Genomic DNA, 19,355 nt, shown 5'->3' with positions numbered 1-19,355 from the left:
CCGGACGTCGTTCCGGCGCTTCGCCGCTGGTCGGGGCACCCCCTGACATGGGGTAATGTTCTCTCTGCGCCCGGGCGATTAGCTCAGTGGGAGAGCGCTTCGTTCACACCGAAGAGGTCACTGGTTCGAACCCAGTATCGCCCACCAGTACGACAGGCGGCCGGGTCCACGCACGACGTGGACCCGGCCGCCTTCGTCGTTCCCGTGTGCCCGGCTCGCACCGGGCACGACCCTCGCCACCTGCGCGTTCGCGCGGACGGGCAGGTGGTCGGTGGGCGGTCGGCGGGGGCCGGGCGAGGCCCGCGCCGCGGTGCCGGTGCGCGGGCCCGGCCGCTTCATGAGCGTGCCTGCCGACGCCTCCGTGGAGTCCTTCGCGTCACCTGATCGGCATACGGGGAGTGACATGTCGGCCGTCGCCGGACGTCCTCGGCACCCGAGGGGTCGACGGGACGGGCCGTGGCCGCTCGAATCCGGCCACCGGAGCGGGTGGGGTCGCCCGACCCGTGGCCCTGACGGCGCCGGGTGTCTGTCCGTGCCGTGCTCCGGCGTCTGGTCGCCGACGGGTCCGGGCCGGGCGCTGCTGACGGCGCTGTGGGTCCCTCAGGGCTGCGCCCTACGATCGGGAGCGACCTGGCGGCGCGTGTCTTGGGCGCGTCGGTGAGGAGCCCGCCGGCGCCCAGCCCCGCAGGCGGCTGTGGGAGGCACGGCCGGGAGTGCCGGCTGCGTCTGCGAGTGACCTGCCGATGGCGTGCCGCCGAAGCCGGTGACGTGCCCGCGAAGCGTCCCGGCGCTGGTGAGCGCCCCTCGGTGAATCCGGGCGCTCCGCTCCGTGGAGATGCGCCCCGCAGTGACGGCAGCCCCTCCACGAACTCGGCTCCGGCCGCGATGAGCATCCCCCTCGCCTCCGACGACGGGAATCCTCCTCACCTCCGACAGCGGGCAACCTCCTCGACGGTGGGCAACCTCCTCACCTCCCGCGAGGCTGAGCTCCCTTTGCGACGTACCCCGGGCTCGGCACCGTTCACAACCCGCAGCACGGTCCCGTCGCGTTCGACCGGTCGGCCGCGGGCGTGCGACCTGCGAGGTCAGGTGCCCCTTCGCGCTCCGTCCCGGCACGCCCGTCGTCGAGCCGGAGGGCCGCGGCACATCAATTCCTGTCCGAATCATTGACGCGCCCCGAAGCCCTCCGTACCTTGTGCCAGCAAGCGCTTACTTGAAACGATTCATGCAGGCGGAGACGACGCTGCGGGGAGGCCCGACTGTGGGAAACAACGGGAGTGTTGAGAGGCGGACCGTCCTCAAGGCGGCCGGAGCTTCGCTGGCCACGCTGGGGCTGGCCGCGACGACGGGCTGCGGCGGGGACAGCGGCGGCGCCGGGGACGGGACGGTCACCATCCGCTACGCCTGGTGGGGCGCCGACGAGCGGGCGAAGAGGATCAACGAGTCCATCAAGCTCTTCGAGAAGAAGTACCCGAAGATCAAGGTGAAGACGGACTTCCAGGATTACGTGGCGTTCTGGGAGAAGTTCCAGACCCAGGCCGCGGGCGGGAATCCGCCGGACGTTTTCCAGAACGCCGTCGGATTTCTTCGGAAGTACGACAAGCGGGGCGTACTGCTCGACCTCAGGTCGCAGATCGACGCGGGAAATCTGAGCCTCGACAACTTCCGTGCCGGAGTCGAGAAGGTCGGGCAGGTCGACGGAAAGCAGCTCGGCATTCCCGTCGGATCCAACACCATGTCACTTGTCATCGACGAGAAGGTCTTTGAGAAGGCGGGAATCAAGCCGAAGCAGGGCTGGACCTGGGACGAGTACTTCGCCGCGCTCAAGACGATCCACGACACCCAGAAAGTGCCGGGCGACACCGGCTACTTCAGCATCATGTACCTCTACGACCTCTACCTCCGGCAGAACGGCAAGGCGTTCTTCACCAAGGACGGACTCGGTTTCGACGAGGCCGATCTGACGGAGTGGTGGACGGACGGCTACAACCGCGTCAAGGCCGGCATCGTCACCGACCCCAAGCGGGTGGAGCAGGACAAGCCGAAGTCGTCGCTCTCGGCGGGCCACGCCGCCTCCGAGTTCACCTGGGACAACTTCACGGTCCGTTACACGGCGGAGGGCGACAGCAGTTACGGTCTCGCCCCGATCCCGACGACCGACGGCAAGCAGACCGGTCAGTACCTCGCCTCCCTGATGCTGAGCGCGTCCGCGCGCACCGAGCACCCCAAGGAAGTCGCACAGTTCATCGACTTCATGGTCCACGACCCCGAGGTCGGCAGGATCATGGGCTACGACCGCGGCATCCTCGCCACCACCGAGCAGTTCGAGGCGTACAAGCCGACCGACGCGCCCAACAAGGCGATCGCGCAGTACGAGACCGATGTGGCCGGCGCCGGAGTCCTCGGCGCCATCACCCCGCACCCGGCCGGGGCCGACACCGTCGAGGCCGCGTTCCTGCGCATCGGCGGCGACATGTCCCAGGGGACGACCAAGGTCTCCGACGCGGTGAAGCAGTTCTTCTCCGAGGCGAAGACCGCCCTCGCCGCCTGATGGGAACCGCCGTGACGCTCGTCAAGGACTCTCCGCCCGACGCCCCGGAGAAGCGCCCCGCAGCCCCCGCCGCCGGAAAACGGCGGGGCCGCCGGGAGAATCTCGCCGGCTACCTCTTCATGTCCCCGTGGATCGCCGGTTTCCTGCTGCTGACGGCCGGCCCGATGGCCGCGTCCCTCTACTTCGCGTTCACCGACTACAACCTCTTCAATTCGCCGCGGTGGATCGGCTTCGACAACTTCACCAAGATGTTCGACGACCCTCGGTGGCAGAAGTCGGTGGAGGTGACGGCCAAGTACGTCGTCATCGGCACCCCGCTGAAACTGCTCCTCGCGCTCGGGGTCGCCCTGCTGCTCGCGCAGAGCCGCCGCGGCCAGGCCTTCTACCGCGCCGCGTTCTACGCCCCCTCGCTGATCGGTGCGAGCGTCTCCGTCGGCTTCGTCTGGCGCGCGCTGTTCTCCGACGACGCCGTCGTGGACCGTACGCAGTCCTTCCTCGGCTTCCACACGGGCGGCTGGGTCGGGGACCCGAACTGGGTGCTCTACAGCCTGGTCGCCCTGACCGTCTGGCAGTTCGGCGCGCCCATGGTGATCTTCCTCGCCGGGCTCAAGCAGGTCCCGAAGGAACTGTACGAGGCAGCCGAGGTCGACGGTGCGGGACCGCTGCGCCGCTTCTGGAACATCACCCTGCCGATGATCTCGCCGGTGCTGTTCTTCAACGTGCTCCTGGAGACCATCCACTCCTTCCAGATCTTCGGTTCGGCGTACGTGGTCTCCAATGCCACCTGCGGACCGGCCGACGCCACGCTCGTCTACACCTGCTACCTGTACCAGAAGGGCTTCAAGGAGTCCCAGATGGGCTTCGCGTCCGCCATGGCCTGGATGCTGCTGCTGGCCGTGGCGCTGGTGACGGCCGTCCTCTTCTGGTCGCAGAAGCGGTGGGTGCACTACGAGGAGGACGCCCGATGAGCATCACCACGACCACCGCGCGCAGGCCCCCGCGGCTCGGACGGAGGCACGGCGGCTCGCTCGCCTGGCACCTCGGTGCCCTGCTGGTCCTCGCCGTGGTCCTCTATCCCGTCGTCTGGGTCGTCGGGGCCTCGTTCAAGCCCGGCCGGGAGATCATCGGCAGCCTCGACCTGTTCCCGACCCGGCCCATCCTGACCAATTTCGAGGGACTGGCCGACGGCATCGCCGACATCTCCATCGCGACCTTCTTCCAGAACTCCCTCTTCTACGCGCTCGGTTCCGTCGTCGGCATCCTGATCTCCTGCTCGCTGACGGCGTACGCCTTCGCCAAGATCCGGTTCGCCGGCCGGAACCTGCTGTTCTCGTTGATGATCGGCACGCTCCTGCTGCCGTACCACGTGCTGCTCATCCCGCAGTACGTGATGTTCCAGAAGATGGAACTGGTCAACACCTACGTGCCGCTGCTGATCGGCAAGTACCTGGCCACCGAGGCGTTCTTCGTCTTCCTCATGGTGCAGTTCATGCGGAACCTGCCCCGGGAGCTGGACGAGGCGGCCCGGCTCGACGGCTGCGGGCACCTGCGGATCTACTGGTCGATCGTGCTGCCGCTGTGCCGCCCGGCCCTCATCACCAGCGCGATCTTCACCTTCATCAACGCCTGGAACGACTTCATGGGCCCGCTGATCTACCTCAACGAGCCGAGCAAGTACACGGTCTCGCTGGGCATGATGATGTTCCGCGACCAGGAGGGCGTCGCCAACTACGGCGGAATGATCGCGATGTCGCTGGTGGCGCTGCTGCCGGTGCTCCTCTTCTTCCTCGCCTTCCAGAGGTATCTGATCGACGGCATGGCGACGTCCGGACTGAAGGGCTGACATGGCCACCACCCAGCCACGGGCGCGGGCCGGGGCCCGCGCGGGGCGCACGCCCAGGGAGTCCGTCCTCGCCGAACGCTTCGCCGTCTTCGCGGAGTGCCTGCTCACCGGGGTGTGGATCGCGGTGGCCGCGCTGCCCCTGGTGACGTACCCCGCCGCCTTCGCGGCCGGGGCCCGGCACCTGCGGCGGCGAACGACCCACCGAGCGGGCGGCTGGAAGGAGTTCGCCGCCGACTTCCGGGCGGCCGTCCGGGGCGGCTGGATCGCCGGTCTGGCCGGATGGGCCGGGGCGGTCGCGGTCTGGGTGGACGTCCAGGCCGTGCGCGCCGGGCTGCCCGGCGGACCGGTCGTCGGGGCCGTCGGCCTCTTCGCCCTGATCGCGGGTGCCGTCGCCGGACTGCGCGCGGCGGCGTCCTGGGAACCGGGGGCGTCCTGGCGCGAGCTGCTCGCGGCCGCGGGTCGCCGCACCGTGCTCGATCCCGCCGGTTCCTTCCTGCTCGTCGGCGGACTGGCCGTGGTGGCCTCCTCCGCCTGGTTCGTCGCGCCGTTGGCGGTGCCGGTGCTCGGGTTCGTCGCGGCCGCGGCCGTCGCGGTGGAGGAGCGACACCGGCACCGCCACTGACCGACGGCCCGGAGAACGACCGCACGCACGGCCGGTGCCTCGCCACAGCGCCGGGAACAGCACGCACCGCCACTGACCGACGGCCCGGAGAACGACCGCACGCACGGCCGGTGCCCCGCCACAGCGCCGGGAACGTCACGCAGACCCGGCGCCCCGTGCCGCACCTCGCGACGGCACCGGGAACTCCACGCAAGGCCGGCGCCCCGGGCGCCGCGCCCCTCTCTGTCATGCCCCTGACCTCCCCGCTCGGAAAGGAAAGGCCATGTCCCCCATTCCCCGCAGATCCCTCCTCAAGGCGGCCGCCGTCGCCGCCGCCGCCGCGCAGTTCAGCTGGGCGCTGGGCACCCAGGACGCCCAGGCAGCGCCCGCGGCCGCGGCCACCGGCACGGACCCCGTCACCCTGGAGTGGCTGGAGGACGGCGGCCTCGGCGCCGCCCCAGGCTCCACCGTCGGCGTGCCCTGGCCGAAGGGAGTCCACCGGGAGGACCAGACCTTCGCGCTCACGGACGCCGACGGCAAGGCCGTCCCCGTGCAGACGTGGCCGCTCGCCCACTGGCCGGACGGCTCCCTCAAGTGGACCGCGCACGCGGTGAGTTCCGACGCCGGGAAGTACACGCTCACAGCCGGCGCACCGGCCGCCCCCGACAAGAAGGTGACCGTCGACAGGAACGGCGCCACCGTCGACGTGTCCACCGGCGTCATCACCGCGAAGATCGGCAAGAGCGGCTCGGTCCTGGTCAAGTCCGTGACCCGGGGCTCCACGGAGATCGCCAGGAACGGCCGCCTGGTCCTCGTCCGCCAGCCGGAGATCGAGGACGAGGACCAGGGCGCGGAGAAGTACGAGCGCTTCGAGAGCGCCATCTCGCGGACCGAGGTCGAGCAGGACGGCCCGGTGCGCGCCGTGGTCCGTATCGACGGCAAGCACCGCAAGGGCGACCGGAGCTGGCTGCCCTTCTCGATCCGGCTGTACTTCTACGCGGGCGCCGACTCCTTCCGCATGGTGCACACCATCACCTTCGACGGGAAGCAGGAACCGGGGAAGCCGAGCGGCGACTTCATCCGCGGCCTGGGCGTGCGCTTCGGCGTTCCCCTGCGCGACGCGTCCTACGACCGGCACATCAGGATCGGCGGCGACGACAGCGGTCTGCTGCGCGAGGCGGTCAAGGGCGTCACCGGACTGCGGCGCGACCCGGGTGCCGCCGTGCAGGCCGCCCAGTTCGCGGGTCAGAAGCTGCCCGACCCGTCCACCTGGGACCAGCGGGTGACGACCCGGCTCCAGTACATCCCCGAATGGGGCGACTACACCCTCGCCCAGCTGTCCGCAGACGGCTTCACCCTGCGCAAGCGCACGAAGAAGGGGCACGGCTGGATCGGCGCGGGAGGCGGCCGGCGTGCCTCCGGCTTCGGCTACGTCGGCGGTCCCACCGGCGGACTCTCCTTCGGCCTCAGGGACTTCTGGGAGAAATACCCCGCGCAGCTCGACATCCGCGACGCCCACACCGACGAGGCCGAGGTCACCCTGTGGCTCTGGTCGCCCGAGGCGCAGCCCATGGACCTGCGCTTCTACCACGACGGCATGGGCCAGGACACGTACGCCGAACAGCTCGAAGGCCTCAACATCACCTACGAGGACTACGAGCCGGGCTTCGGCACCCCGTACGGCATCGCCCGCACCTCCGAACTCCTTTTCTGGGCCAACGAGTCGACACCCGCGCCGGAGAAGCTCGCCGAACAGGTCGCGGCCGTCCGGGTGCTGCCGCAACTGGCCGCACCGCCCAAGCAACTCATCGGCGCGAAGGTCTTCGGCCCCGGCCTCTACTCCGAGCCCGACCGCTCCACGCCCGCCAAGGCCAGGATCGAGGAGCACCTCGACTTCCTCTTCACCTACTACAAGGACCAGGTGGAGATGCGCCGGTGGTACGGCTTCTGGGACTACGGCGACGTCATGCACTCCTACGACCCGGTCAGACACCAGTGGCGCTACGACGTCGGCGGCTACGCCTGGGACAACTCCGAACTGTCGCCGGACCTCTGGCTCTGGTTCGCCTACCTCCGCAGCGGCCGCGCGGACATCTTCCGCTTCGCCGAGGCGATGACCCGGCACACCGGCGAGGTCGACGTCTACCACCTCGGCCAGTGGGCGGGCCTCGGCACCCGGCACGGCGTCCAGCACTACGCCGACAGCGCCAAACAGCAGCGCATCGCCAACACCACGTACCGGCGCTACTACTACTTCCTCACCGCGGACGAACGCGTCGGCGACCTCATGCACGCCAACGTCGACTCCGACGAGACGTTCCTGGTCCTCGACCCGATCCGCAAGATCCGCACCGAGCCCTACACACCCGACCGGCACGCGCTGTCCATCGGCTTCGGCACGGACTGGAGCGGACTCGTGTCCGCCTGGCTGACGGAGTGGGAGCGCAAGGGCCCGAAGTGGGAGAAGGCCAAGGCACGCGTGCTGTCGACGATGGAGACCATCGCCGCCCAGCCGAACGGCTTCGTCCAGGGCACCGGGCTGTACGACCTCGACACGGGCAGGTTCGCCGTCGCCGCGGCGCCCGCGGTCGGCGTCTCGCACCTCTCCGCGGTCTTCGGCCTCAACGAACTGTGTGCCGAGCTCATCGACCTCGTCGACATGCCCGCCTTCAAGGAGGCCTACCTCGACTACTGCCGCTACTTCAACGCCACCAAGGCCGAACAGAAGGCGCGCTACGGCTCCGACTTCGGCTCCCTGCTGCTCTTCCAGGGCCACTCCCGCCTGGACGCGTACGCCGCCGTGCAGACCGGTGACGCGAAGCTCGCCACGCGCGCGTGGACGAAGTTCTACAGCTCCGACGGCTACACCGAGTCCTCGCCCTGGAGGACCACGAAGCTGAGCGGTCCGGTCACCCTGGTGCCGGGCAGCGAGGCCGACTGGGTGTACACGAACGACACCGCGCTCTACGGGCTCGCCGCCATCGAGAATCTGGCGCTGCTCGGCGACAGGATGCCGTAGGCCCCACGGCCGTCAGCGCATCTTCCCCAGCACCTCCCGCACCCGCCGCGCGTCGCGGATCCGCTGCTCGTACGTGGCACCCAGCGCGAGCAGCAGCAGACCGGCGAGTGCGGGAGGCGCCCAACGGGGGAGCGCGCCGACCACCTGCACCAGATACGGGGCGAGTTCGTGCAGCGCGTCCAGCGCCAGGACCGCGCCGCCCACCACGAGTGGCGCCTGGAGACGGTGCCGGGCACCCACCAGGGTGACGAGCAGGGACGCGGTGCCGAGCAGCAGCGGGCGGAGCCAGTGCGTGTCGCCCCATGCCGCGAAGAGACTCGGCACCAGCGTCGCGGTCAGGCCCGGCCCGTACGCCGTCCACGACGAGACCGTCCCGTCCCGGCGGCGCCTGACCACACCGACGACCAGCGCCGGAACACTCACCACGACCGTGTACGCCTCCGGAGAGCCGACGTCCCAGGACGCCAGGCGGACCCAGGTGGCGAGCACGAACAGCGCCGCGGCCGCGTACCCCACCGGGCGCCGGTCCTCCCGTACGGCCGTGCCCGCGGCGATCACCCCGCACAGAGCCAGGACCAGGGCCAGCGTCGGCAGATCGGTCACCGCGAGTCCGATGGCGAGCAGCCCGGCGGCGGCCCCCGTCACCTCGGACGCCACGGTCGTCGCCACGTCGTCCGTACGCGCCGCCGACACCGCGGCGGCCACCGGCACGACGAGCACCAGCAGGGCGATCCGATGCGTGGGAAGGTCCAGGGACGCGCCCGCGGCGCAGGCCAGCGCGGTCGCGTACACGAGCGAGACCGGTGCGGCGACCGGACCGAGGCCAGGCCGCAGGGCGGCGGCCGCGAACAACAGGACCAGCGCCCCGAGGACAGTGAGGGTCGCACCCTCCGAGGCCAGGGAGAGGAACGCGAGGCTCGCGGACGTGAGGACGGCGAGCACGAGAGGCGTCACCACGGGCCGCGCACGGGTGGCCAGGGCCAGGGCCGCCACCGCCGTCAGACCGTGCACCGACAACCCTGCCTCGTAGGGGAGTTCGAGCGAGGCCGGGACGACGGACACCGCGGCCCAGACCAGCGCCGTCGCGGCGGCCAGGGCCCGCGGACGCCAGTCCGTCCCGCGGACCGCCATCACCAGGACGCCGGCCACCAGCGCGAGCACGAGGGGCGCCGTGATCGCGTGCGCGGGCCATGGGACGTCCGTCGTGACCGCTTCCCGGACGGTCGCCGGGGCACCGGACCAGATCCGGCCGGTCCAGTCGGCCGGGCCCAGCAGGGCGAGGCCGACCGGAGGCAGTGCCCACACCACCGCGACAGCCTGCACCGCACCCGAAGCCCACGCGAGGCCCCGCTTCATCGGCTCGGCGAGCGGCGTGCGCATCGCGCCCAACAGGGCGACGGCACACACGAGATGGGCCGTGACCGTCCAGTCCGCCGGCAGCGATGCACGCAGTACGCCGCCGACCGCGGCGACCGTGAGCAGACCTCCCGTCAGCGCGCCGCCGGCCGCGACGCCCGGCTTCGGGGTGCGCCACGCCGCCACGAGGGCGATCGACGCGGCAAGGAGGAGGAGCGCCGCCGCACGGGCGGCGGCGCTCGGGCCGGAGGCCGTCCAGGACAGCCAGCCGGCGGCAAAGGCGCCCCACCCGCCCAGTCCGTACGCACCGACGACGGCGACGGCACGGACCGGCTTCACGGGGACGAGGAGCGCGACAGCCGTGTCGAACGCGGCCGTCGCCAGCAGCGCGGCGGTGACGGCGTGGGCGCCCCCGTCGGCCGCCGCCACCCACAGCAGCAGCGGCAACTGGGCCGTGACCAGCGCCGCCGGCAGAGGCAGCCGCAGCGGGAGACGGACCCGGGTGCCGGCCGGTCCCTCGCCGGCGCCCACGGGCTTCTCGCCCGGGGTGGTGACCGCCGAAGGTCCCGCCGGCAGGTGAAGCGTGCCCACGGCGAGGCCGTACGCGGCCCACACCGCGGCCAGCACCGCCGACGTGACAGCGGCGTACCCGAGCCCGTCGGCGTCCGGGACGGCGACCTCGTACAGCGCGTAGGCGTCCAGCACCGTCAGCGCCAGACCGAGGCCCGCCACCGCCTCGGCCGTGGAGCGCAGCCCGCGCCGGAGCAGGGGCAGCGGTGCGCCGAGCGCGGTCAGCGTCAGCGCGGCGAGCACCAGCGCCCGGCCCGCGATCCCCAGGTGTCCCCAGCTGACGACCGTGAACGCGACGGCGGCCACGGTCAGCAGGATGCCGCCGAGCAGCAGGAGCACGTTCTGCACGCCGGGAGCCGTGGCCTCCGGCCGGTGCGCGGGAGCGGCGAACGGTCCGGGAGCGGCGGCCGACGGCGGGCCGGACGGCGCCGGAGCCGTCCGGAGGGCGCTGATCAGCCAGGCACGACGCGTCAGCAACAGAGCCCGGCGCGCGTCGAGTTGCCGCAGCTCGGCGTCCAGGAGCCGCAGCTCCTCCGCCGGGGGCGGAATCGAGGTCATGCCTGGGAGTGTGGTCCCGGTCACCCTTCACGGCATGAGTGCGCGTACTCACGACGTACTCATATCCGCGAGCGGGCACACTCCCCACATGGACTGGAGCCACTACCGCTTCCGCAGCGAGTGGGAGCTGCCCGCACCGCCCGCCGCCGTCTACGTCGTGCTGGAGCACGCCGAGAACTACCCGCACTGGTGGCCCCAGGTGCGCGAGGTCACTCGCATCGACGACCGCAGCGGCGTCATCCGGGTCCGCTCGCTCCTCCCGTACGGCATGACCTTCACCGCGCGCGAGGTGCGTCGTGATCCGGCGGGCGGCGTCCTGGAGATCGCGCTGTCCGGCGACATGGAGGGCTGGGCACGCTGGACGCTCACCGCGCACGGCACCGGCACCCGCGCCCGGTACGACCAGGAGGTCGACGTGCGCAAGCCGCTGCTGCGCCGGCTCGCGGTGCCCGGACGGCCGTTGTTCCGTGCCAACCACGCCCTGATGATGCGCGCCGGACGCCGGGGACTGACGGCTTGTCTCCAAGCGGTTTGAACCACACCCGTCGGGACCTGTATTGTTCAGTCCGTTCCCGGGCGATTAGCTCAGTGGGAGAGCGCTTCGTTCACACCGAAGAGGTCACTGGTTCGAACCCAGTATCGCCCACCGGGAGAAGGCCGGTCCGTCACCGACGGACCGGCCTTTCCGCATTCCCGGTCCTTCTGCGCTGCGTGTCCCCGGCCGACGGGCGTCCTCACGCCGCCGCGGGCAGCTCCGGACGCAGCGGCCACGCCGGGTCCACCGCCTCCTCCGAGCCGCTGCGCGCGAACCACGCCTGGAGCCCGCGGGCCTGTGCCGCGTGCCACACCGCCTGGAGCGTGTGCAGTTCGGCCGGGGAGAGCCGCTCCAGACGCGCCGCGAAACGGCGCCCCACCGCCCGTACGACATCCAGTGCGGCCTGCGCGTCGGCCGCCGCGTCGTGCGCGCCCTCCAGCGCCACGCCGTAGTGCGCGCACAGATCGGTGAGGGTGCGGCGGCCCTTGCGGTAGCGGTCCAGATGCTTGTCCAGCACCCGGGGGTCGAGCACCGTCAGCGGCGTCGACCCGAACCACCGGTCCAGCGACGAGGCCCGGTGACGACGCAACTCCCGGTCCAGGAGCGTCAGATCGAACGGAGCGTTCATCACCACGAGCGGGCGCCCGGCCGCCGCGTGTTCGCCCAGCTCCCGGGCTATCTCCTCCATCACCGGCGACGGCCAGCGGCCGTTGTGCTGCAGATGCTCGTCGGTCAGACCGTGCACCTCCGTCGCCCCCGCGGGCACCGGCACCCCGGGATTCACCAGCCACCGGGACACCCGCGGACGGGAACCGGGGGCGTCCTGGACCACGACGGCGGCCGACACGATCCGGTCGGTCTCGACGTCCACGCCCGTGGTCTCCGTGTCGAACGCGGCCAAAGGGCCCTCGTACCAGCACGTCATACGTACACAACTCCTCGTTCACCCACGGCAGCTGACGCACCGTCTTCTGCCCGTTTGGTGATACCCGGGCTGTTTGCGGCGTACGCCGGAAGGAGACAACAGAGGTACGGGTCTTTGCAGTTCAGCGGCCCGTCACGGGGAATCTCTTGGTCTGGAAGGCTGTTGGACTCATGGCACTCGCCCAGCCCGAACGGGGCGGGCTGCTGCCCCAGCGGACGGCACCCCATCGCGGCTCACTCGCCACCACCGCCTGCATGGAGACGTTGCAGGTCGGCTATCTGCACGCGGTCGCCGCGGCGGCGGGCTGCTCGCTGTCCCAGCCCTTCCCGGACAACGGCATCGACTGGCACGTCAGCCACAGCGCCCCCGGGCACACGGTCGACGACGAAGTCACCATCAAGGTGCAGCTCAAGTGCACGTACCAGATCCCGCCGAACCCGCCCGGGCCCGCCTTCTCCTTCACCCTGGACAACGAGCACCTGGCGAAGCTCGCCCGCACCCCGGTCTCGGTGCACAAGATCCTGGTCGTGATGCTCGTGCCGCGCTCCCAGGACGACTGGCTGCGCGCCAGCCACGACCGCCTCGACCTGCGCCACTGCTGCTACTGGATCAACCTCGCCGGGCACGCCGTCACCGGCCGCCGCAGGACCACCGTCCGCATACCGACGGCCCGCATCTTCGACGACCGGGCGCTCTGCGAGATCATGACCCGGGTCGGGACGGGAGGCAGACCATGACCCACCGCCCCCTCGACGAGTCGCTGCGACCGGTCAGGCCGCATCCCGTCGACGCCCTCTGGAACGACCCGCCGACCCCCGACCAGGTCGATCCGGCGGTCCTCAGCGCGCTGCTGCACCGGCACGGCTGGCAGCGGCGCGGCGGAGCCGCGGGACGGTACGGCCGGTGGACCCCACCCGGGCCCGGTGGCGGCGGCACCAGCCTGCTGGTGCCGGAGAGCCGGGCCTTTCCCGACAGCGACGACCTGTTGAGCGAAGCCCTGGTCGCGCTCTCCCGCAGCGGCTCGCCCTCCGCCCGTGACGTGCTGGTCGCGCTCGCCGTCCCCAGTGACGAGATCCGCTGGTGGCGCGACGTGCCGACCGGTCCCGTGGGCGCGGCGCCGTGGACCGTCGAGGAACAGCTGCGCGCCGCGGCCCGGCAGATGCTCCTCGCCGCCGCGCTCGCCACCCGCGCGCGTGCCGGCTACTACGGCGCCCGCCACCGCAGGTCCGCCGCGGCCTTGTTGGAGAACGTCCTGGTCGGTGCCGAACCGGGCGGACGCCGGCTCACCGCCTTCGTGCCCGTCACCGCGGGCCGGCCGCTCGCCGTACGGCTGCATCAGGCGCTGTACGCCGCCCGCGAGGCCATCGACTACCAGCGGGCCACCGGAGGCATGGACGCCTTCGACGCCGCCGTCGAGGCGGGCGTCAGCCATGAGCTCATGGAGGCCCTGGTCGCCCTCGTCCGGGGCACCGAAGGCGCCAGGATCGCCGTCGAGTGGGCGCCCTCGGCGGGCGTCCCCGAGGGCGGCGCGGCCCCCGCCGAACCCGTCGAGTTCTCGCCCGGCGACCTGCCCGTGCTGCGCGAGGCCGGCGCCCGCTACCTGCGCGAGGAGCCGTCCGTCCCGGTGCGCCTCACCGGGGCCGTGGTGCGGATGCGTCGCTCCGGACCGCGCGGGGAGGGCACCGTGCGGCTGCGCGTCCTCGCGGGCGCCGAGGTGCCGCACGTCCGTATGACGCTCGACGAGGAGGCCTACCGGATAGCGGGCCACGCCCATCTGGTCGGGCTGCCGGTGCGGGTGCACGGACGGCTGGAGAGCCGCGGCGGCTTCCGCAGGCTCACCGATGCCTCCGGGGTCGTGCCCGTGCAGGTCGACGAGGCGGAACGGGACCGGCTGATGAAGTCGCTCCAGGAGAACCTGGACTTCTTCGAGGAGGCGTGCAGCGCCGACTGACGGGGAGCGGGGGAGCGAGGACCCCGGCCGGCGCCATGGCGGGCCACGGCCGGCGCCGACACTTTCCCGGCGGCACCGACGAGAACCGTTTCGCGGAGGGCACCCCCGGCTCGGTACGATCGCCTGTATTGCGTGCGCGACCGACGATGCGCACGTCCCCTTCAGGCAGGAGAGTCCGGTGTCAGACGTCCGTGTGATCATCCAACGCGATTCCGAGCGGGAAGAGCGCGTGGTGACGACGGGCACTACGGCCGCCGACCTCTTCGCAGGCGAGCGCACCATCGTCGCGGCCCGCGTGGGCGGCGAGCTGAAGGACCTCGCGTACCAGGTGCGGGACGGCGAGGAGGTCGAGCCCGTCGAGATCTCCTCCGAGGACGGCCTCAACATCCTGCGCCACTCCACCGCGCACGTCATGGCCCAGGCCGTGCAGGAGCTCTTCCCCGAGGCCAAGCTCGGCATCGGCCCGCCGGTCAAGGACGGCTTCTACTACGACTTCGACGTGGAGCGCCCCTTCACGCCCGAGGATCTCAAGGCCGTCGAGAAGAAGATGCAGGAGATCCAGAAGCGCGGTCAGCGTTTCTCGCGCCGCGTCGTCACCGACGAGGCCGCCCGCGAGGAGCTCGCCGACGAGCCGTACAAGCTGGAGCTCATCGGCCTCAAGGGCTCCGCGTCCTCGGACGACGGCGCCGACGTCGAGGTGGGCGCGGGCGAGCTCACCATCTACGACAACCTGGACGCCAAGACCGGTGACCTGTGCTGGAAGGACCTCTGCCGCGGTCCTCACCTGCCCACCACCCGCAACATCCCGGCGTTCAAGCTGATGCGCAACGCCGCCGCGTACTGGCGCGGCAGCGAGAAGAACCCCATGCTCCAGCGCATCTACGGCACCGCGTGGCCCTCGAAGGACGAGCTGAAGGCGCACCTCGACTTCCTCGCCGAGGCCGAGAAGCGCGACCACCGCAAGCTGGGCAACGAGCTGGACCTCTTCTCGATCCCGGACCAGATCGGCTCCGGCCTCGCCGTCTTCCACCCCAAGGGCGGCATCATCCGCCGGGTCATGGAGGACTACTCGCGGCGCCGCCACGAGGAAGAGGGCTACGAGTTCGTCTACACCCCGCACGCGACGAAGGGGAAGCTCTTCGAGACCTCGGGCCACCTGGACTGGTACGCCGACGGCATGTACCCGCCCATGCAGCTCGACGAGGGCGTGGACTACTACCTCAAGCCCATGAACTGCCCGATGCACAACCTGATCTTCGACGCGCGCGGGCGTTCCTACCGTGAGCTGCCGCTGCGCCTGTTCGAGTTCGGCACCGTCTACCGGTACGAGAAGTCCGGCGTGGTGCACGGTCTGACCCGTGCCCGCGGCTTCACCCAGGACGACGCGCACATCTACTGCACCAAGGAGCAGATGGCGGAGGAGCTCGACAAGACGCTCACCTTCGTCCTGAACCTGCTGCGCGACTACGGTCTGACCGACTTCTACCTGGAGCTGTCCACCAAGGACCCGGAGAAGTTCGTCGGCTCCGACGAGGTCTGGGAGGAGGCCACCGAGACGCTGCGGCAGGTCGCCGAGAAGCAGGGTCTCCCGCTGGTCCCGGACCCGGGCGGCGCCGCGTTCTACGGCCCGAAGATCTCCGTGCAGGCCAAGGACGCCATCGGCCGCACCTGGCAGATGTCGACGGTGCAGCTCGACTTCAACCTGCCGGAGCGCTTCGACCTGGAGTACACCGGCCCCGACGGCTCCAAGCAGCGCCCGGTCATGATCCACCGCGCTCTGTTCGGCTCCATCGAGCGCTTCTTCGCCGTGCTCTTGGAGCACTACGCGGGCGCCTTCCCGGCCTGGCTCGCCCCCGTCCAGGCGGTCGGCATCCCGATCGGCGACGCCCACGTGGACTACCTGCACACCTTCGCCGCCGAGGCGAAGAAGCGGGGCCTGCGCGTCGAGGTGGACTCCTCCTCGGACCGCATGCAGAAGAAGATCCGCAACGCCCAGAAGCAGAAGGTGCCCTTCATGGTCATCGCGGGCGACGAGGACATGGCCAACGGCGCGGTGTCGTTCCGCTACCGCGACGGCTCGCAGGAGAACGGCATCCCGGTCGACGAGGCGATCGCCAAGATCGCGAAGATCGTCGAGGAGCGGGCCCAGGTCTGATCCGGGACGCTGCGAACGCGCATGCCGCCGGGACGCTCAGCGTCCCGGCGGCTTCTCGTCGCCCTCCCTGGTGAAGGTCTGCAGCAGCCAGGACGAGAACGACCCCGTCACCGCGCCGAGCAGCGCCAGCCCGCCGGCCATCATCGCGACCGCGATCGTCCTGCCCAGCGGGGTCACCGGGGTGATGTCGCCGTAGCCGACCGTGCTCAGGGTCGAGCAGGCCCACCACACGGCGTCGCCGAAGGTCCGCATGTTCGCTCCGGGCGCCCCCCGCTCCTGCTGGTAGACCGCGAGGGATCCGGCGAATCCGAGCAGCAGGGTGGACAGACCCGCGTAGGAGATCACACGCGCGTACAGCGCCAGCCGGGGCTCCCCGCGCTTCTTCTGGAGGACCTCGTACAACGGCACGATCCGCAGCGGGCGCAACAGGGGCAGGATGACCGAGACCGTGGTCACCACGTGGCCGAGGACGAACCGCCACCAGTGCTGTCCGCTGAGCCGCCAGCGGACCACGTAGTCCGCGGCGAACAGCAACCAGAGGACCAGCAGCACCAGACCGCACAGGTCCCGCCAGAAGGGTGGGAGGCCGGTCGCCAGGACGCGCGTCGCGTAGGTGGCCATGAACACCAGCGACGCCGCGAAGAGGGCGACCTCGGTGCGTTCCGCCCAGCGGGCCTCGGGGCTGTCATCGTCCACCGGCCCAGCTTGGCCGCTGAGCGCCCTCGTGCCGCCCCGCCGACACGCCGCGATCGGGCGAAGCCATATGCTGCACAACATGACGAGTGAGCCGGAGCAGCAGATCGGAGTGGGAACGCAGGACGCGTTCCAGCGCCTGTGGACACCCCATCGGATGGCCTACATCCAGGGCGAGAACAAGCCCACCGGCCCGGGGGCCGACGACGGCTGTCCGTTCTGCTCGATTCCGGCCAAGTCCGACGAGGACGGGCTGATCGTGAAGCGCGGCGAGCAGGTCTACGCCGTGCTCAATCTCTACCCGTACAACGGCGGCCACCTCATGGTGGTGCCCTACCGTCACGTCGCGGACTACACGGACCTGACCGGCCCGGAGACCGTCGAGCTCGGTGAGCTGACCAAGCAGGCCATGACCGCCCTGCGCACCGCCTCGGGCGCCCACGGCTTCAACATCGGCATGAACCAGGGCACCGTCGCCGGCGCCGGCATCGCCGCCCACCTCCACCAGCACATCGTGCCGCGGTGGGGCGGCGACACGAACTTCATGCCGGTCGTGGGGCACACCAAGGTGCTGCCGCAGCTGCTCGCCGACACCCGCAAGATGCTGGCGGAGGCCTGGCCGACGGCCTGAGGCCGCATGGGCCGCCCGGCTCCGGCACGGGCCGCCCCGTCGCCACACTCCGCCCCGCCCCCGCGCGGACCGGTGCGCCGCCGGGCTCCGGAGCAGGGGCCGGTCCGGGGGGAGCGGCGCACCGCTCTCCCCGCCGGTCCGCGGCTACGCGTCGTACACGTCCGCCTTCCGCGGCATCGGGTCCTGGACCGCCGTGCTGAGGAACGCCGAGCGGTTGCCGAACTTCTCCGTGTCGACGCCGTTCTCGTCGAGGACCTTGATCGCCGCCGCGTGTACCACGCGCAGCACGGGGGTCGCGGCGCGCAGGGCGTCGTCGGCCATGAACCGGTGCCGCCACGGCTGGTCGGCCCAGGCGTGCCGCAGGCCGAACGGCTCGGGCAGCGCCACGGTGCCGCCGAGCCAGTTCAGGAAGGGCGGGTACCAGGTGAAGGGGGCCCGCGCCGCGAGCCGCACGACCTCGTCCGTGGTGACCAGCGGCAGATTCACCTTGCGGGTCTCCCAGAACTTCACCGCCTTGGCGACCTCCTTCGTGGGCGCCTCCGGCTTGGTGGTGAACAGCGGGTTCACCGGACCCAGCGCATGCCCGGTGACCTCGATGCGCAGCGTCTCGTGCAGCACGGTCACCGTGATCAGCATCGTGATGATCAACTGACCGTCCCAGAGCGTCCACTGGACCCCGAGGTAGTGCCGGTCACCGCTGCCGAACTGCTGCTTGTTGCAGATGTCCTGTATCGCGTGGGTCTTGATCGTGTACGCGTCCACGTCCGTGCCGGCCGGCCGGGACACCGCCTTCGCGTTCTCACCGATCGGCGTGACGATCCAGTGCTTGATCGAAGGGGCGGGGAAACCACCGGTGTTCAGCGGACCGCGCTCCAGCATGCGCAGCTGGTCGTGGATGGAGCGGATGACGTCCCAGCTGCGGAACGGGTGGATCTCCTTGTCCGCGTCGCGCGGCACCAGCTCCTCGGCGAGCTGCCAGCTGCCCCACCGGGTACCCATGCCGAGTATGCCCTTGGGGCCCGCGTAGAAGACCGAGTTGGACTGCTGCTCGGCGCTGAGCCGGGCGAGGGACTGGCGCAGCCGCTCCGCCGCGGTCTCACCGGGGCTGCCGGGCACCGCCTCGGGGATCTTCGCGCCGATGCCGCCGCCGGACAGCAGCCCGTCCCAGCGGTCGCGCAGGTTCTTGGCCGTGCGCTCGCAGATCTGCCGGGCCCACAGCCAGCCGACGACCGGCAGCACGACCGAAGCGCGCGCGTACCAGGCCCAGAAGCCGGAGAAGGGCATACGGAGGAGGAAGAGCACCGCGAGGGCGCCGACGGCGACGAGGAGCGTGGTGCCGAGGGCGGAGGCACGCTTGTCCTCGCGCTTGGCTATCTGGGTGCGGATCTGGAAGACGAGCAGCCAGACGACGAGTCCGGGCAGGAAGAGCAGCCCGCACAGCACCATCACGGCCGCCAGCCAGTTGTCCCGCTCGCGGCGGATGTTGTTCGCCGCCAGGCAGTGCTCCACCACGACCTGCGGCTCGGTGCCGAAGGACTGGATGAGCGGCTTGCGGCCGGCGCCCAGCATCCGGTCCACCACGGCCCGGGCGAAGGCCTCGCCCAGATTCGGTGCGAACAGCTTGACCTTGCCCGTCTTGACGGTGGACTTGTGCCATTCGTTGTCGGCCTTGAGGATCTCCTCGATGCCATTGTCCCGGTAGGCCGCGGAGGCCAGGGCGAAGGTCGCCGCCGTCTGGCCCGCGGAGCCCGTGAGCGGCACTTGCGCCCCGGGAGTGAAATCGAAACCGTCGAATGCCACTTCCGCCCCCATCGCCGCCGTCCGCTGCTGCGGCTTTTCCCGACTTCCGCCCCTCGCACACCTGTTGATCAGGTCATTGCCTTGATCAGGTTCTCAGAGTATCGGCCCCGACCGACATTCGTCGGCGGACGGCCGAAGCCGTCCGCCGACGGGTGACCCGGCGAACC

Annotated in this window: 14 protein-coding genes and 2 tRNA genes; 12 read left to right on the top strand and 4 right to left on the bottom strand. The window is 70.9% G+C overall.

Features of this window, described 5'->3' with window-relative positions; genetic code table 11:
* The first annotated feature begins 72 nt into the window (after positions 1-72).
* From BKI49_RS05635 to BKI49_RS05605, 6 genes are all read left to right on the top strand, one after another.
* A tRNA-Val gene (locus BKI49_RS05635) sits at positions 73-147 on the top strand.
* Between the two features lie 1,114 nt (positions 148-1,261).
* Positions 1,262-2,551, top strand: coding sequence for an ABC transporter substrate-binding protein (locus BKI49_RS05625; protein ID WP_095933074.1), 1,290 nt, complete (start codon positions 1,262-1,264; stop codon positions 2,549-2,551).
* The gene (locus BKI49_RS05620) at positions 2,551-3,519 is read left to right on the top strand and encodes a carbohydrate ABC transporter permease (protein WP_179332342.1); all 969 of its coding nucleotides are present in this window, start codon (positions 2,551-2,553) and stop codon (positions 3,517-3,519) included. Before BKI49_RS05625 ends, BKI49_RS05620 begins: the two co-directional genes overlap by 1 nt.
* The gene (locus BKI49_RS05615) at positions 3,516-4,394 is read left to right on the top strand and encodes a carbohydrate ABC transporter permease (RefSeq protein WP_095933073.1); all 879 of its coding nucleotides are present in this window, start codon (positions 3,516-3,518) and stop codon (positions 4,392-4,394) included. The genes BKI49_RS05620 and BKI49_RS05615 overlap by 4 nt, the downstream gene beginning before the upstream one ends.
* A gap of 1 nt (position 4,395) precedes the next feature.
* Complete coding sequence (locus BKI49_RS05610) at positions 4,396-5,016, top strand: hypothetical protein (protein WP_095933072.1); 621 nt, start codon at positions 4,396-4,398, stop codon at positions 5,014-5,016.
* 262 nt (positions 5,017-5,278) lie between these two features.
* Positions 5,279-8,014, top strand: coding sequence for an exo-rhamnogalacturonan lyase family protein (locus BKI49_RS05605; protein WP_095933071.1), 2,736 nt, complete (start codon positions 5,279-5,281; stop codon positions 8,012-8,014).
* Between the two features lie 12 nt (positions 8,015-8,026).
* Here the strand turns inward: BKI49_RS05605 and BKI49_RS05600 are convergent, their stop codons facing one another.
* Complete coding sequence (locus tag BKI49_RS05600; RefSeq protein ID WP_095933070.1) at positions 8,027-10,498, bottom strand: SCO7613 C-terminal domain-containing membrane protein; 2,472 nt, start codon at positions 10,496-10,498, stop codon at positions 8,027-8,029.
* Between the two features lie 88 nt (positions 10,499-10,586).
* Here BKI49_RS05600 and BKI49_RS05595 point away from each other — a divergent pair, with 88 nt between their 5' ends.
* Positions 10,587-11,033: an SRPBCC family protein gene (locus BKI49_RS05595; protein WP_095933069.1), complete on the top strand. Its 447-nt coding sequence runs from the start codon at positions 10,587-10,589 to the stop codon at positions 11,031-11,033.
* 39 nt (positions 11,034-11,072) lie between these two features.
* Positions 11,073-11,144 (top strand) — tRNA-Val (locus BKI49_RS05590).
* A gap of 88 nt (positions 11,145-11,232) precedes the next feature.
* Here the strand turns inward: BKI49_RS05590 and BKI49_RS05585 are convergent.
* Positions 11,233-11,958 (bottom strand): 3'-5' exonuclease, encoded by a 726-nt coding sequence (locus BKI49_RS05585; RefSeq protein ID WP_095933068.1) that lies wholly within the window; start codon positions 11,956-11,958, stop codon positions 11,233-11,235.
* A 170-nt stretch (positions 11,959-12,128) separates the two neighbouring features.
* Here BKI49_RS05585 and BKI49_RS05580 point away from each other — a divergent pair, with 170 nt between their 5' ends.
* From BKI49_RS05580 to thrS, 3 genes are all read left to right on the top strand, one after another.
* Positions 12,129-12,695: a DUF4365 domain-containing protein gene (locus BKI49_RS05580; protein WP_028801501.1), complete on the top strand. Its 567-nt coding sequence runs from the start codon at positions 12,129-12,131 to the stop codon at positions 12,693-12,695.
* On the top strand, positions 12,692-13,909 hold the full coding sequence (locus BKI49_RS05575; protein WP_095933067.1) for a hypothetical protein: 1,218 nt from the start codon (positions 12,692-12,694) through the stop codon (positions 13,907-13,909). The genes BKI49_RS05580 and BKI49_RS05575 overlap by 4 nt, the downstream gene beginning before the upstream one ends.
* Positions 13,910-14,087: 178 nt before the next feature.
* The gene (gene thrS / locus BKI49_RS05570) at positions 14,088-16,064 is read left to right on the top strand and encodes a threonine--tRNA ligase (protein ID WP_095933066.1); all 1,977 of its coding nucleotides are present in this window, start codon (positions 14,088-14,090) and stop codon (positions 16,062-16,064) included.
* A gap of 36 nt (positions 16,065-16,100) precedes the next feature.
* Here thrS and BKI49_RS05565 read toward each other — a convergent pair whose 3' ends face one another.
* Positions 16,101-16,760: a potassium channel family protein gene (locus tag BKI49_RS05565; protein ID WP_095933065.1), complete on the bottom strand. Its 660-nt coding sequence runs from the start codon at positions 16,758-16,760 to the stop codon at positions 16,101-16,103.
* A 67-nt stretch (positions 16,761-16,827) separates the two neighbouring features.
* Here BKI49_RS05565 and BKI49_RS05560 point away from each other — a divergent pair, with 67 nt between their 5' ends.
* Positions 16,828-17,388, top strand: a complete 561-nt coding sequence (locus BKI49_RS05560; protein ID WP_095933064.1) for an HIT family protein — start codon at positions 16,828-16,830, stop codon at positions 17,386-17,388.
* 144 nt (positions 17,389-17,532) lie between these two features.
* Here the strand turns inward: BKI49_RS05560 and BKI49_RS05555 are convergent, their stop codons facing one another.
* The gene (locus BKI49_RS05555; protein ID WP_095933063.1) at positions 17,533-19,200 is read right to left on the bottom strand and encodes a hypothetical protein; all 1,668 of its coding nucleotides are present in this window, start codon (positions 19,198-19,200) and stop codon (positions 17,533-17,535) included.
* Between the last annotated feature and the right edge of the window lie 155 nt (positions 19,201-19,355).

Origin of the sequence: Streptomyces sp. Tue6028 (assembly GCF_002300165.1) — a bacterium.
Lineage (GTDB): Bacteria > Actinomycetota > Actinomycetes > Streptomycetales > Streptomycetaceae > Streptomyces > Streptomyces siamensis.
Note: the sequence above shows the minus strand (reverse complement) of the source record. Positions and strands in the feature narration are given on the sequence as shown.

What these genes read in the sequence shown, in the direction of transcription:
- BKI49_RS05555 (WP_095933063.1), bottom strand. Translation starts at nt 19,200, where the DNA reads ATGGGGGCGGAAGTGGCATTCGACGGTTTCGATTTCACTCCCGGGGCG.
- BKI49_RS05600 (WP_095933070.1), bottom strand. Translation starts at nt 10,498, where the DNA reads ATGACCTCGATTCCGCCCCCGGCGGAGGAGCTGCGGCTCCTGGACGCC.
- BKI49_RS05615 (WP_095933073.1), top strand. Translation starts at nt 3,516, where the DNA reads ATGAGCATCACCACGACCACCGCGCGCAGGCCCCCGCGGCTCGGACGG.
- BKI49_RS05585 (WP_095933068.1), bottom strand. Translation starts at nt 11,958, where the DNA reads ATGACGTGCTGGTACGAGGGCCCTTTGGCCGCGTTCGACACGGAGACC.
- BKI49_RS05595 (WP_095933069.1), top strand. Translation starts at nt 10,587, where the DNA reads ATGGACTGGAGCCACTACCGCTTCCGCAGCGAGTGGGAGCTGCCCGCA.
- BKI49_RS05605 (WP_095933071.1), top strand. Translation starts at nt 5,279, where the DNA reads ATGTCCCCCATTCCCCGCAGATCCCTCCTCAAGGCGGCCGCCGTCGCC.
- BKI49_RS05575 (WP_095933067.1), top strand. Translation starts at nt 12,692, where the DNA reads ATGACCCACCGCCCCCTCGACGAGTCGCTGCGACCGGTCAGGCCGCAT.
- BKI49_RS05560 (WP_095933064.1), top strand. Translation starts at nt 16,828, where the DNA reads ATGCTGCACAACATGACGAGTGAGCCGGAGCAGCAGATCGGAGTGGGA.
- BKI49_RS05620 (WP_179332342.1), top strand. Translation starts at nt 2,551, where the DNA reads ATGGGAACCGCCGTGACGCTCGTCAAGGACTCTCCGCCCGACGCCCCG.
- BKI49_RS05610 (WP_095933072.1), top strand. Translation starts at nt 4,396, where the DNA reads ATGGCCACCACCCAGCCACGGGCGCGGGCCGGGGCCCGCGCGGGGCGC.
- BKI49_RS05580 (WP_028801501.1), top strand. Translation starts at nt 12,129, where the DNA reads ATGGCACTCGCCCAGCCCGAACGGGGCGGGCTGCTGCCCCAGCGGACG.